10 protein-coding genes are annotated in these 13186 nt (G+C 60.1%); 4 read left to right on the top strand and 6 right to left on the bottom strand.

Going from position 1 to position 13186, the window contains the following annotated elements:
* Nucleotides 1-280: 280 nt before the first annotated feature.
* Nucleotides 281-736, bottom strand: a complete 456-nt coding sequence (locus tag C1N62_RS20635; protein ID WP_137765603.1) for a DUF4385 domain-containing protein — start codon at nt 734-736, stop codon at nt 281-283.
* A 105-nt stretch (nt 737-841) separates the two neighbouring features.
* Nucleotides 842-1903, bottom strand: coding sequence for a L,D-transpeptidase family protein (locus C1N62_RS20630; RefSeq protein WP_137765602.1), 1062 nt, complete (start codon nt 1901-1903; stop codon nt 842-844).
* 535 nt (nt 1904-2438) lie between these two features.
* Between C1N62_RS20630 and C1N62_RS20625 the strand changes: the two genes are divergently transcribed.
* The 3 genes from C1N62_RS20625 to C1N62_RS20615 all read left to right on the top strand — a co-directional run bounded on the left by C1N62_RS20625 (nt 2439) and on the right by C1N62_RS20615 (nt 6746).
* Nucleotides 2439-3833, top strand: coding sequence for an MFS transporter (locus tag C1N62_RS20625; protein ID WP_137765601.1), 1395 nt, complete (start codon nt 2439-2441; stop codon nt 3831-3833).
* 9 nt (nt 3834-3842) lie between these two features.
* Complete coding sequence (locus C1N62_RS20620; protein ID WP_137765600.1) at nt 3843-6224, top strand: glycoside hydrolase family 3 N-terminal domain-containing protein; 2382 nt, start codon at nt 3843-3845, stop codon at nt 6222-6224.
* A 126-nt stretch (nt 6225-6350) separates the two neighbouring features.
* On the top strand, nt 6351-6746 hold the full coding sequence (locus tag C1N62_RS20615; protein ID WP_137765599.1) for an Exc2 family lipoprotein: 396 nt from the start codon (nt 6351-6353) through the stop codon (nt 6744-6746).
* Between the two features lie 52 nt (nt 6747-6798).
* Here C1N62_RS20615 and C1N62_RS20610 read toward each other — a convergent pair whose 3' ends face one another.
* A complete protein-coding gene (locus C1N62_RS20610; RefSeq protein WP_137765598.1) occupies nt 6799-8907 on the bottom strand; it encodes a TonB-dependent siderophore receptor in 2109 nt (702 codons plus the stop codon).
* 389 nt (nt 8908-9296) lie between these two features.
* Nucleotides 9297-10604, bottom strand: coding sequence for an MFS transporter (locus C1N62_RS20605; RefSeq protein WP_137765597.1), 1308 nt, complete (start codon nt 10602-10604; stop codon nt 9297-9299).
* 194 nt (nt 10605-10798) lie between these two features.
* Here C1N62_RS20605 and C1N62_RS20600 point away from each other — a divergent pair, with 194 nt between their 5' ends.
* On the top strand, nt 10799-11374 hold the full coding sequence (locus C1N62_RS20600) for an NTP transferase domain-containing protein (protein ID WP_137765596.1): 576 nt from the start codon (nt 10799-10801) through the stop codon (nt 11372-11374).
* On the opposite strand, the gene C1N62_RS20595 is transcribed toward C1N62_RS20600, so the two are convergent.
* Together C1N62_RS20595 and C1N62_RS20590 are read right to left on the bottom strand one after the other, a co-directional pair.
* Nucleotides 11368-12084, bottom strand: coding sequence for a YnfC family lipoprotein (locus C1N62_RS20595; protein ID WP_137765595.1), 717 nt, complete (start codon nt 12082-12084; stop codon nt 11368-11370). The two genes, C1N62_RS20600 and C1N62_RS20595, sit on opposite strands and share 7 nt — an antisense overlap.
* A 159-nt stretch (nt 12085-12243) precedes the next feature.
* On the bottom strand, nt 12244-13179 hold the full coding sequence (locus C1N62_RS20590; protein WP_137765594.1) for a transporter substrate-binding domain-containing protein: 936 nt from the start codon (nt 13177-13179) through the stop codon (nt 12244-12246).
* Nucleotides 13180-13186: the final 7 nt, after the last annotated feature.

Here is a 13186-nt window from a genome sequence, read left to right as displayed (position 1 = left end):
ATTGTCTGGATAAGTCACTGGCGTGGTCAGCGGCAAATAATCTGCGGCCAGAGGCGAAAAATGGGCAGGATAAGCGGAATAGTTAAACCTGAACTCAACAGCAATAAATAATGGGCTATTTACCCTTTCTTACGCTGCCCGCCGCCGATATGTCTGGCTCGCCGACCCATGGCGACTTTCGAAAATGCAGGTTTATGCGCGGTAGGGCTGGGCTAAGACAATGATTATACGTGTTATCCTGGCTAACAGTGGCGACCGGCAAAGGCCGCCAGCCGTCATATTATCCATAGGCTTGCTGATGGGCTTTTTTACGCCGTAGGTAATCCTCATCCTCACGTAACCGGTCCCAATAGGCTTTGAACACGGCAGCGGCCGCCGCTTTCTCCTCATTTACGCTGTAGGGCAACACCTCGCCCTGCGGATCATATTTACGCCCGCCCTTATGGTTGGCATAGCGGCGTGCGCGCGTATAACCCATCTGGATGAATTTGCGTGCCATATCCATACCGACGAAGTCATCTGCCTGGCGGTACGCCTCAAACAGCTGGTAAATCGCCTCTGCGGAGGCCTCGGCAATCGGCACGGTACGAAAGCGCCAGTGCGGCAAAATTTCGCTTTTATAGGGTTCCACCAGCAATACGCCCTGTTCGCCGCGTCCAACCTGATACAGCTCCGGGTGTTGGCGAAAATCGATGGTGGTAAAGTCCTGCTCGTAATTGAAGGGAGGAAAGGGCATAGCGATGGCGCTCCTTGGGCTTGGATAACTACCTTAAGCGTAGCAAAGCGGAGCGGGAGAAAAAAAACGGGAGCCTGTTGGCTCCCGTCATCGAGGGGTAAATGCTTAACCGGCGCTTGGCTCGGTCACCGCAGGCTGGGTTTCAGCCGGGGCGGTTGGCTCGGTTGTGACCGGTTGGATCACCGGCGGCTGCGGCACGGCTTCAGGCTGTGCTTCCGGTTGTTCCGGCTGCGCAGGCTGCGCGTCATGCAGGCCATTGACCTTCACCGGCATCCCGGAGCGGGTTTCAATCGCCTGATCCACATCAGAGGTGTTGACGCTGGCATCAGAGATCACCTTGCTCACCACCGGGGTCAGGGACACGGGCACCGGATCCTTGGATTTCCACTGCTCTTCGTTTTCAGAGAGCGGGTTGTGGACTTCCACATAGCGGGAGCCGTCCGGCTCTACGGTAGCCTTCACCGGCTCATTGATGAACTGGACGCGCGTGCCGACTGGCACATTCTCAAACAGCCACTTGATGTCATTGTCACGCAGACGCACACAACCGTGGCTGACGCGCAGGCCAATGCCGAAGTTGGCGTTGGTACCGTGGATGGCATACAGGCGGCCAACGTAGAGCGCATAGAGGCCCATCGGGTTGTCCGGGCCTGCCGGGAAGACCTCTGGCAAGGTTTCGCCGCGCGCCGCGTACTCAGCATGCATGGCTTTGGTTGGTGTCCAAGTCGGGCCATCTTTCTTGCGCTGTACGGAAGTCACCCAGTCAACCGGGGTGTCTTTGCCCAGCTCACCAATGCCGATCGGCAGTACCACTACGGTGTTGGTGCCTTTCGGGTAGTAGTAGAGGCGCATTTCAGCACTGTTGATGATGATGCCTTCACGCGGGGTGTCCGGCAGGATCAATTGCTGGGGGATCACCAGCTGGCTACCGGCTTTCGGCAGCAGCGGGTCAACGCCGGGGTTGGCTTCCATCATATTGCTCAGACCCATCTGGAACTGGGCGGCAAAATGCTCCAGCGGTTGGGTGCTGTCGTTCGGCACATCGATAACGATGTTCTCGCCTACCAGGCGGCTGTTCTTGGCCGGTAGCGGATAGACTACCGCAAAGGCTGCCTGGCTATAGGCGACCACTGCGAAGATCACTGTGAATAACGCGCGAATGCTCATAATGTCTTTTCGTTGATTGTTAATGCCAGATTGGCAGGGTGGTTGATGTTACAGCCGGGCATCAGGCCCGACTGCTAAGTGTCGTTTTACAAGGTCGCGTTCCAGGTTCAAACAGGTAACCCATCCTATTTGCGGGCAGAGATTATAAAGGTTTATTGACCGGCCGCCACTGTTTGTTAATCAAACAATTTAATTAACCTGTCAGGAAGTATAACAGCCCTCACTGACCTCACGCTTTAAGAGAGGACTCTGGAATATTTGATGTCTTGCCAGTCTCTTACAACAGGTAGGGTTGCGCTCGGTCACAAAGCGTAAATAAAGCAAGAAAACGTAAACAAGCTGTTAATTTTCTCAATTGTCGCAAAGAAAGGTGCAACGCCATACTTCTTCCCGAATGCGCAGGCCCGGCCTGCCCTCAGACCATCACCACGAAGCCCGTTTCGCCAGCAGTGACGCCAGCGAAACGGGCGCCGTCAAAAAATAACGCGGTGGCCACAGGCCGTTATCTTTTTGACCCCTAGACGAGAAGATAAATATGACCCGTTACCCTGCTCTGACCCTCAGTGACAAGATTGGCTATGGCCTGGGCGATATGGCCAGCGCGCTGGTTTGGCAAACGGCCACCCTGTTTCTGGCCTACTTCTATACGGATGTTTTCGGCCTGCCTGCCACCGTCATGGGCACCATGTTTCTGGTGGTGCGCGCGGTGGACGCGCTGATTGACCCCTGCATCGGCTCGTTGGTGGATCGCACGCAGACGCGGCACGGCAAGTTTCGCCCCTGGCTGCTGTGGATGGCCATCCCGTTTGGCGTCTGCTGCCTGATCACCTTCTACGTGCCGGATGTATCACCGACGCTAAAAACGCTCTACGCCTGCGTGACCTACAGCCTGTTGAGTCTGGTCTACTCGGCGATCAACGTCCCCTACTGCGCCATGCCCGGCTCTTTGACGCTCGATCCGCGCGAGCGCCACTCGCTCCAGTCATGGCGTTTCGCGCTCGCCTTTATCGGCGGGCTGGTGGTGACGGTCATCGCCCTGCCGATGGTCTCCTGGCTGGGCGATGGCGACACCCGGCGCGGCTACTTCTATGCCATGAGCCTGATGGGGCTGCTGGGCGTGGTGCTGTTCTTCTGCTGCTTCGCCATGACCAAAGAGCGCTACCACTCGCCGCGCGACACGCGCCATACCCTGCGGGGCGATCTCAAGCTCCTGTGGCAGAACCACCAGTGGCGCATCGTCTTTGCCTTTAACGTGTTGCTGCTGTTGGCAGTGGTGACGCGCGGCTCCGCCACCATCTACTACGTCAAATATGTGATGCTGCGGCCGGATCTGGTGTTCGCCTTCATTGTGGCGAGTCTGGTGGCGGCGCTGTTTGGCGCGCTGCTCTCGGAAACCCTGCTTGGCCGCTTTGACCGGGTGAAATCCTTCCGCTGGACCATTGCCACCTATGTGGTGATTGGCGCGGCGATCTTCTTCCTGCCGCCCAACGCCGTCTGGCTGATCTTTGGCGTGAATGTGCTGTTCTGCTTTGTGCAGAACCTCGGCACCCCGTTGCAGTGGGCGATGTTCTCGGATGTGGTGGATTATGAGGAGCACCGCAGCGGCCGCCGGATGGATGGGCTGGTCTTCTCGACGGCACTGTTTGCCATCAAGCTTGGGCTGGCGTTGGGCGGGGCGGTGGTGGGCTGGGTGCTGGGCATGGTGGACTACCTGCCTGCCACCGCGCAACAACCCGCCCAAGTCACCACCACCATCAATGCGCTGTTCACGCTGGTGCCCTCCCTGCTGTTTATGGTGATGGGCTCCCTGCTGTTCATCTACAAGCTCAATAGCCGTTACGTGCGCGACATCGCCGATGAGTTGGCGAAGAAACGTGACGTTCAATCGCCAGCCACGGTAGCGGCCCCTGATTCCGCCCACCTTATATAAGGAGAGAGTATGTCCCATCTTTATCAAGATGCCTCGCAGCCGATTGCAGCGCGGGTAGAGGATCTGTTGTCCCGCATGACCGATGAGGAGAAGTATGCCCAGATGCACGCGCTCTGGCTGATTCTCTCTGCGGAGGGTGATCACCGCAGCCGCACCGACCTCAGTGACAGCTTTATAGGCTCAAAGGGGGAGGGCGATCTCGCCACGCGCCTGAAGCGGGGCATCGGGCAGATCACCCGGCCGCTCGGCACCCACATTGTGGAGGCGCATGAGGGCGTGAGGGCGCTCAACCGGCTACAAAAGAGTCTGGTGGAGGAGACGCGGCTGGGCATCCCGGCGATGTTCCACGAGGAGTGTCTGGTGGGGCTGCTGTGCCGCGACGCCACACTGTTTCCGTCCTCGCTCAGTTACGGCGCGACCTGGGATCCGGCGCTGATCGAACAGGTGGCGGGCGCGATCCGCCGTGAAGCCAAGAGCATCGGCTGTCATCAGGGGTTGGCACCGGTGCTGGATGTCTCGCGTGATGCGCGCTGGGGCCGAACCGAGGAGACCTTCGGCGAAGACCCCTATCTGGTGGGCATCATGGCGACCGCCTATGTGCGCGGCTTGCAGGGGCCAAACCGCGATTTGCTGGCGACGCTGAAACACTTCGTCGGCCACTCCTTCAGTGAGGGGGCGCGCAACCATGCGCCGGTGCACCTGGGATTCCGCGAGTTGAATGACACCTTCCTGCTGCCGTTTGAAATGGCGGTCAAACTGGCGAACGCTGGCTCGGTGATGCCGGCCTACCATGACATTGACAACCAGCCGTGCCACAGCGACCACTTCCTGCTGACCGAAGTGCTGCGCGAGCGCTGGGGCTTTGACGGCCTGATTGTCGCGGACTACGGCGGCGTCAGCCTGCTGCACCAGCACCACGGCGTGAGTGCAGACGGGGCGGCCTCGGCGGCGCTGGCGTTCAACGCCGGGCTGGATATTGAGCTGCCGAAAGATGACTGCGCCCGCCATTTGGCAGAGGCGCAGGCGCGCGGGCTGATCTCCGCCGACAAAATCGATGAGATTGTGGCGCGCATCCTGACGGAAAAATTCCGGCTGGGGCTGTTCGAACGCCCCTATGTGGAGGAGTCACAGGTGGCGTTGCAACAACAGGAGACCCGCCAGCTCGCCCGGCAGGCGGCGGTGCGCGGCATCACCCTGCTGGAGAACGATGGCACCCTGCCGCTGTTGCCGAAGGCCGGGCAGCGCATCGCGGTGATTGGGCCAACTGCCGATGATCCTTTGGCGCTGCTGAGCGGCTACAGCTTCCCGGTGCACCTGATCATCAGCGACATGACGGCGCAGACAGAGCAGATTACCACCCCGCTGCAAGCGCTGCGGCAGGCGTATGGCGAGGGGGCGATCCGCTATGCCAAAGGGTGCCACATTCTGGAGCAGCGTCAGGCCGGTGCGCCGGTGTTTCCCGGCGACAGCGGCAAGCCGTTGCAGCGCTCGCCGGTGTCGCAGGATCGCAGCCTGATCGCCGCCGCGGTGGAGCAGGCGCGCCAGAGCGAGGTGGCGCTGGTATTTGTGGGCGATTTGGCGGGCCTGTTCCAGAGCGGCACGGTGGGGGAAGGCTCTGACAGTGACAGCCTGCAACTGCCCGGCGTGCAGCAGGCGCTGCTTGAAGCAGTGGTGGAGACCGGCACCCCGACGGTGGTGGTGATGACCAGCGGCCGTCCCTACTACCTCAACGGGCTGGAGGATCGGCTGGCTGGCTATCTGGTGGCCTTCGCGCCGGGGCAGGAGGGCGGCCACGCCATCACCGATTTGCTCAGTGGCCGCGAGGCCCCCAGCGGGCGATTGGTGGTCTCGGTGCCGAAAAGCGCCGGTGCGATGCCCTATTACTACAACCATAAATTGAAGAGCGGCGGCACGCCCATCGCCTTCCAGTTCGGCGCACGCTACCCCTTCGGCTATGGCCTGAGCGGCACCACCTTCGACTACTCGGATCTGCGGCTCGGCGCGGCGCAGGTAGAGAACCGCCACGGTGAGGTGGTCGCGCAGGTCAGCATCACCAACAGCGGGCCACGCGCCGGCAGTGAGGTGGTGCAACTCTACGTGCGGGACACGCTGGCCTCGTTGGTGCGCCCGGTACAGGAGCTAAAAGCCTTCCAGCGCGTCACCTTGCAGCCGGGCGAGCGCGCGACCCTGACCTTCACGCTGCCGACCGACATGCTCAACTTCACCGATGCCCAAGGGCGGCGGGTGGTGGAGCCGGGCGAGTTTGAACTTCAGGTGGGGGCTTCCAGCGCGGACATCCGTGGCCGCGCCACGGTGCGGGTTACCGGCGGGCTGAACGTGCTGCCTTCCGACTGGCGAATGGTCAGCCATTGTGAGGTCGAGCACGGCTAAAACCGACTGGATCTTCCCGCATCCCTCCTAGATGCGGGATTTTTTTCACATTAACACATTGAACTTAATAAATTATTTACAAAATGGTAGGCTGTCGCCGTTTTTTGGAGATTTGGGACAAAGGAAATGAAGAAGACGCTCACCATTGCACTCTCTTTGGCGCTCTGCGCCTGTACTACCGCGAAGACTTCCCCACAGCAACACGCCCGGCACTATATCTTTGCCACCAGCCATGACAGCGATCCGCAATTCCGAATGCTGGTGGCGGACTCGATCAAAAATGCGGTGCCGATGTTTGACTACTTCTACCAGCTGGGCAAAGAGGACAAACAGGCGGGCAGGGATCGCGCCACGGCTGACCAGCGGATCGCCTATTTCCATACTGATGAATTTTTGACCAGGGCAGGGCGCACGTCGCAATTCATCAACCACACCTACCAAGAGGGCCGTGACAAGCGCAACGAGCAGATCTTTGTGCAGGAGATCACCGGTGCCTATTGGGATGGTTACGAGGGGCGCTAGGCGCAGGAATAAAAAAGCCCGGCATTAGCCGGGCTTTTTGTTGCATCAGGCGTCAGAAATCGTAGCCGACGGTCGCGACCACGGTACGCTCCTGACCCCAGTAGCAGTAGCCGGTGCCGTAGCAGGCGGCGACATACTTCTTGTCGGTCAAGTTATTGACGTTGAGCTGCACGAACGCGCCTTTCAGCTCGGGGCTGAATTGGGCCAGGTTCATACGGACAGAGGCGTCAAACAGTGTGGCGGAAGGCATATGCAGGGTATTTTCGTTATCCGCCCACTGGGTGCCGATATAACGTACGCCCGCGCCGACATCCAGGCCAATCGGGGAGTTGTACTGGCCCCAAAGGGAAGCCATCTGTTTCGGCGTCACATACGGGGTGTTGCCGTCATTGCCATCCACCGCGTCCTTGAATCTCACCTTGTTGTAGGTGTAGCCAGCGATGATGTTGAAGTGTTCGGTGATCGGGGTGCGCGCTTCCAGCTCCAGCCCTTGCGAATGGATTTTGCCCACCGGCACGTTATAACTGCCCACCACCACGCGGTTGGCGACATCTTTCTGCGTCAGGTCATACAGCGCGGCGGTGTAGAGCGATTTGCTGCCCACCGGCTGGTACTTGATGCCCACTTCATACTGTTCGCTGGTGGTCGGTTTCAGCAGGTTTCCACTCGCGTCTTTCAGCGTGGCAGGGGTGACGCCAGTGCTATAGCTGATGTATGGCGAAATGCCATTATCAAAGGCGTAGAGCAGGGAGCTGCGGCCGGTGAAGTGATCATCATTGCGCTCGTCAACGGCATTGGTCTCATCGGTCACCGTCTTGGTCTTCATACGATCGTAGCGACCAGAGAGCGTCAGGTGCCATCTGTCCAGCTTCATATCATCTTGCAGGTAGCCGCCCGTCTGGGTGTACTGGGTTTTGGTGTGCGTGCTGCTGTAAATCGAGAGCGCATCACCGCCTGTTTCCCCGGTATAGGGGTTAAGGTAGGTGGCAGTCGCGTATTCAGAGGAGGCGTCATTGCTAAAGTGCTGGAAGTCGAAACCGAGCACCACCTTATGCTCCAGCATACCGGTAGCAAAATCGGCTTCCAGCTGGTTATCGATGGCGAACGCATCCAGCGTGGAGTCCTCACCCGAGTAGTAGCGGCTCATCTCGCTGCGATCGGCATTCCAGCCCGCGCCGTAAACCTGCTCCAGCTTGGTATTGGAGTGGGTGTAGCTGGCATTCTGGCGGAATGACCAGGTGTCATTGAAGGCGTGCTGGAACTCGTAGCTGTAGATTTGCTCCCAACGCTTGAAGACGTTGTGGCTGCTCTCGCCATCAAAGAAACCGCGGCTCAGGCGGTCGCCATACAGGCTGCCATCGGCGGGCACGGCGGAGTGGTAGCCGCCAGAAGGATCTTTTTGCAGGTAGGCGCGCAACAGCAGGGAGGTGTTCTCATCCGGTTGCCACAGCAGTTGCGGGGAGATGGCGTAACGCTCCTCGCGCTGGTGGTCATACTGGGTATCGCTGCTGCGGGTCATGCCAGTCAGGCGAAACGCCCACTGGTCATTGATCGCACCGGTGTAGTCAAACGCGCCGCCCTTGGTATTGAAGTTACCGGCGGAGAGGCGGAAATGGCCTTCCGAGGCAAATTGTGGGCGCTTGGTGGTCTCGATTACCACACCGCCAGGGATGCTCTGGCCATACAGCGCAGAGGCGGGGCCTTTCACCACATCAATGCGCTCCAGGAACCACGGGTCAACCTGCAAGGCGTTATAACTGCTGCCGTCGCTGAGCAGGCGCAGGCCATCGAGGAAGGTGTTGTTGACGTCGCCGCCGTGGAAGCCGCGCAGGGAGATGGTGTCATAACGCGTTGCGCCGCCAGCAAAGTTGGTGAACACGCCCGGCGTATAGTTCAGGGCGGCATTGAGGGTGGTGGCGTTCTGGTCATCGAGTTGCTGGCGGGTCACGACTGACACTGCCTGGCCGGTAGTAATCAGAGGTTGATCGGTTTTCGTGGCGCTTTTGCTGGTTTTTGCCGTGTAGCCCTGCGTGGGGGCATCAGCGGTGTCGGCAGGCTGGGCCGTGACGACAACAGTATCTTCCGCGAGGGAGGCGAAGGGCACAAACAGCGCGAGGGAACACAGCAGGCTGGAGCGCTTCAAATTAAAAGCCGACAACATATTCATAATCCCTATAAAAATCTTTTCGAGTTAAACAGAAAGAGCAACGCGTGTGAGTCAGGCAATATCGCCCGCGGCCTCATGGGGTCGTGGATGCGATCAATTCACATTATTTAAATCTAATGATAATTATTATCATTATTAACGACACGATTCAAGAAGATGTTTCAGAGTTGTGGCAAGTGGCTATACTTTTATCCCCCTGATAAGAAAGGGCTAAACGGAATAGATAAGCCAGAATAAAGGGAAAACAGCGGCGGGGCGGCCAACGGCGGGAAAAGTGGCGTTAAGATATAACTTCACCTGCGTTGAACAGTAGTCAGATTTAACTATATAAAACGGGTGGGAATGGCCGAAAAACCGGCCCACGGGGGCCGGTTAGACGGGGGTTAGCGATTGACCAGTTTGGCTGGCAGCGCCACCACCAGCAAAGAGCTGAGCAGCAGGCTGGCGGCAAATACCCACAGCGCGCCACCGCTCTTGCCGGTCAGATCCAACGCCAGCCCCATCAGCGAGTTGCTGACCAGCCCGGCGATATTGGCGAGGGAGCAGGCCAGCGCAAAGCCAGTGGCGGCGGCGGTGCCCTTCAGGAAGGTGCCGGGCAGGCTGAAGAACACCGGCACCGCGCCAATGATCGCCGCCTGCGCCAGCGAAAAGAGCAGCACGGTGGCGGTGACGTTATAGGTAAAGAAGGTGCTGGCGGCCATGGCGGCGGCACCGACCATAAAGGGCACGATGATGTGCCAGCGCCGTTCGCGGTGGTAGTCCGAACTGGCACCAATCAGCAACATGCCGACCAACGCCGCCAGGCTGGGCACCGCGGTCAGCAGGCCAATCAGGGTCAGATCCGTAACGCCAGCAGTCTTGATAAAGGTCGGCATCCAGAACCCCATCGCGTAGGCGCTGAGCAGAATGGAGAAGTCGATGCCACCGAGCATCCAGACTTTCAGGTTGAAAAAGCCGTCGCGAAAGCGCGCGCGCACTGGGCCAGCGTCTGCCTCATCCGCTGCCAGCGCGCGGCCAACTTGGGCTTTCTCCTCGGCATCCAGCCAGGCCGCCTGATGGTAGCTGTCCGGTAACTGGCGGAACGCCAGCAGGCCAAGCAGAATGCTCGGCACGCCCTCCAACAGGAACAGCCACTGCCAGCCGTGCAGGCCGTGCCACAGGTCAAAGCGGCTCATGATCCAGCCGGAGAGCGGGCCGCCCACCACGCTGGAGAGCGGCAGGCCAATCATAAACAGGGCGATGATGCGGCCGCGCCGATGGGAGGGGAACCAGAGCGTCAGGTAGTAGAGCACGCCGGGCAGGAAACCCGCCTCCGCCACCCCGAGCAGCAGGCGCAGCACGTAGAATTGGGTGGGGGTAGTGACCAGCAGGGTGGCGGCGGAGAGCAGCCCCCAGGTGATCATGATGCGCGCGATCCACACCTTGGCACCGACGCGTTGCAGGATCAGGTTGCTCGGCACCTCAAACAGGATATAGCCGACAAAAAACAGGCCAGCACCCAGCCCAAAGGCGGCCTCACTCAGTTGCAGTTGGCTGGCCATCTGCAATTTGGCGAAGCCGATATTGATGCGATCCAGATAGGCCGCGAGGTAACAGAGGCATAAAAACGGGATTAACTTCCAGGTGATCTTGCGGTAAAGCAGCGAGTCAGCGTCCTTTAGTCCGGCAGGACGGGTGATCTCAATGGCCATAACACACTCTCCGTCATCAAAGTCACCTGCCGCATGGTGGCGCAGGCCAATGCCCCGGTGGGGCGGTCAACAACTGTTATGCCGTACCATTTAATGAATACGGTCGCCCGGCATCATAGCGAATCTGCATAAAGAGTCACCGGAATTCGCCATTGGCACCGGGCAAACCGCACCAAAAAGCGAGGGGAAGCGTCATGGAAGCAGGGATTTTATTGATGGCCGCTGGCCTGAGTCGCCGTTACCGCAAGGCCAGCGGCGGCCAGCACAAGTTGCTGGCCTCACTGGGCGATGGCGAAACGGTGTTTGCCCGCAGCCTGCGCCACGCACAGGCGAGCGGCCTACCGGTGCGCGTCATTGTGCGGCCGGAGGATGAGGCATTGCACCGGCTGGCGCAGGCCGCCGGAGCGGAATATCACTGTGTGGCGAGCGGCGGATTAGGGGAGTCAATCGCCGCTGGCGTGGCGGCCACCGCGCGGTGGCCGGGCTGGCTGGTGGCGTTGGCGGACATGCCTGCCCTGCATCCGCACACCTATCGGCAGGTGGCCTCGGCGCTGGATCAGGCCCCCAGCGCGCGCGCCTTTTACCACGGGCGGGCTGGCCATCCGGTCGGCTTTGGCGCCGCCCTGTTTACCGCGTTGTGCCAGCTTCGCGGCGATCAGGGCGCACGCAGCCTGTTGGCCGACGCGCCGCCGCAGGCGGTGGCAGTAAACGATCCCGGCTGTCTGTGGGACATCGACCTGCCAGCGCACCTGCCGCAGGCCGATCAGTAGTAGCTGGTCTGGTAGGTCTGGTTGTAGCTCAGCCCGGCGCTGCCATAGTCACCCTCGGCGGTGATGGTGGCGGAACAGCTCAGCGGGTTGGCGTGCTCGTCATAGCGGCAGGACATCTTGTTGATGCCGGCTGGCTTGCCGTCCACTTTGGCCTCGGTGGTCGCATCCAGCCGTTTGTGGGCGGGGGCGTCATCTTTGACCTCAATTTCGGTTTTGCCGAGCGGGCTTTGGAACAGCGTGGTGCGCGGGAAGCCAAGTTCGTCGTAGCTGTAGTGGGCGAAGCTGTCATCGTTGGCGGTCTTCACCACCTCGGTCACAAAGCCCTTGGCGTCCTTGCGATAGAGCAGGCTGCCGTCAATGGTACGCTCCAGCCGACAGTGCGCATCCAGTTGGTAGAGCTTTTTATGGCTGGCGCGATCGACAAAGTAGTCGCCCTCCTTGACCAGATCGACATCCACATCCATCTGCGGCTGGAAGGCGCGCAGTGCCTGCACGCAGCCCTGCTCATCCAGCGTGCCGCGAATATCGGCGGTGATCTTGCCGGACTCATCTTTCTGGATTTGCGAGAAGGCCCTCACCTTGCCGAGCAGTGGGTCAAAGCCAAAAATGTTGGAGAGGCTGGCCAATGAAGGGTTGACCCTCTCCGGCGCGCGGTTGTCGCAGGCGGTCAGCGCCACGGCGCCAAGCAGAAAAAGAGCGGCCTTATGCATGGTGTTATCCTTATCCTTAGAACGCTATCGCATCATAACATGCTGAATTTGCGACACTATAGCGACTAAACAGGATAAAGATCGCTTTTATGGCAGGAAACCATCATGCCCGGCCAATTGGGGTTAAGGCCGCCGCTTCTGTTTCATTAAGTGCAATTTTTAACCGGCATTGGCGCTCTCGCTGGCGGGCGTATCACCAATACCGGGCGGATTGACCTGCGAACGCTCAATTTTCTCCTCCGTCTCGCCCCAGCGATCGATCGCCCGTGCATAGTCACCGCGCGCGATCGCGCCATTGATCGCCTCACTCAGCGCGGCGGCCAGCCCATTCCCCTTGCGGGTAGTGGCAGCGACCTGTGCCAGCTGCGGGCCGTTGCCCACCAGCCGCGTCTGGCCGGTCAACGCCGCCTTATAGGCACCGGTCGAGTGTGGGCCAAAATAGAGATCGACCCGGCCGGACTGGAGCGCCAGGCTGGCGGCGGCATCATCGGTGACATAGACCGGCTGGGCCGGGGCCAGCCCGGCGGCACGGTTCTGCCTGTCCCACCCCAGCAGCACATTCTCCTGATTGGTGCCGGAACCAACAATCACCTTCAGCCCGGCCACATCCGCCGGTTTGCTGATAGCGTGGATGGGGCTGTTGCGGCGTACCGAAAAGGCCAGCGTATCCTGCCGATAAGTGGCGAAGTCAAAGCGGGTTTTGCGCTCCTTGGTCACGGCGATATTGAACAGCGCGACATCATATTTGCCGGAACTGATGCCCAGCGGCCACTGCTCCCAGGAGGCTGGCACCAGATTCAGTCCCAGCCCCAGCCCATCCGCCAGCAGGCGCGCGACATCAATGTCGCTGCCAATGCGCGTCTGGTTGTCATCCGCCAGCACCGACAGCGGCGGCGCGTTCAGCGCGCTGACCGCCACCGTCAGCTTGCCCGGTACGGCAAAGTGAAAACCGGGCGGGATCAGCGCCACCGCCGCCGGATTTTTGGCGGTGTGGATGGGCTGTTGGTTGGCAGCCAGGTCAATCAGGGGCGTGGGAGCCGCTGCCCACGCACAGGCCGCGGGCAGGGCAAGCAGCCCGAGGATCACGTTTCTCATGCGGCCC

It is taken from the genome of Nissabacter sp. SGAir0207 (genome assembly GCF_005491205.1).
GTDB lineage: Bacteria > Pseudomonadota > Gammaproteobacteria > Enterobacterales > Enterobacteriaceae > Chimaeribacter.
The sequence above is the reverse complement of the archived record's forward strand: the minus strand, read 5'-3'. Positions and strand labels throughout refer to the sequence as shown.

What these genes read in the sequence shown, in the direction of transcription:
- C1N62_RS20625 (WP_137765601.1), top strand. Translation starts at nt 2,439, where the DNA reads ATGACCCGTTACCCTGCTCTGACCCTCAGTGACAAGATTGGCTATGGC.
- C1N62_RS20620 (WP_137765600.1), top strand. Translation starts at nt 3,843, where the DNA reads ATGTCCCATCTTTATCAAGATGCCTCGCAGCCGATTGCAGCGCGGGTA.
- C1N62_RS20630 (WP_137765602.1), bottom strand. Translation starts at nt 1,903, where the DNA reads ATGAGCATTCGCGCGTTATTCACAGTGATCTTCGCAGTGGTCGCCTAT.
- C1N62_RS20600 (WP_137765596.1), top strand. Translation starts at nt 10,799, where the DNA reads ATGGAAGCAGGGATTTTATTGATGGCCGCTGGCCTGAGTCGCCGTTAC.
- C1N62_RS20595 (WP_137765595.1), bottom strand. Translation starts at nt 12,084, where the DNA reads ATGCATAAGGCCGCTCTTTTTCTGCTTGGCGCCGTGGCGCTGACCGCC.
- C1N62_RS20615 (WP_137765599.1), top strand. Translation starts at nt 6,351, where the DNA reads ATGAAGAAGACGCTCACCATTGCACTCTCTTTGGCGCTCTGCGCCTGT.
- C1N62_RS20610 (WP_137765598.1), bottom strand. Translation starts at nt 8,907, where the DNA reads ATGTTGTCGGCTTTTAATTTGAAGCGCTCCAGCCTGCTGTGTTCCCTC.
- C1N62_RS20635 (WP_137765603.1), bottom strand. Translation starts at nt 736, where the DNA reads ATGCCCTTTCCTCCCTTCAATTACGAGCAGGACTTTACCACCATCGAT.
- C1N62_RS20590 (WP_137765594.1), bottom strand. Translation starts at nt 13,179, where the DNA reads ATGAGAAACGTGATCCTCGGGCTGCTTGCCCTGCCCGCGGCCTGTGCG.
- C1N62_RS20605 (WP_137765597.1), bottom strand. Translation starts at nt 10,604, where the DNA reads ATGGCCATTGAGATCACCCGTCCTGCCGGACTAAAGGACGCTGACTCG.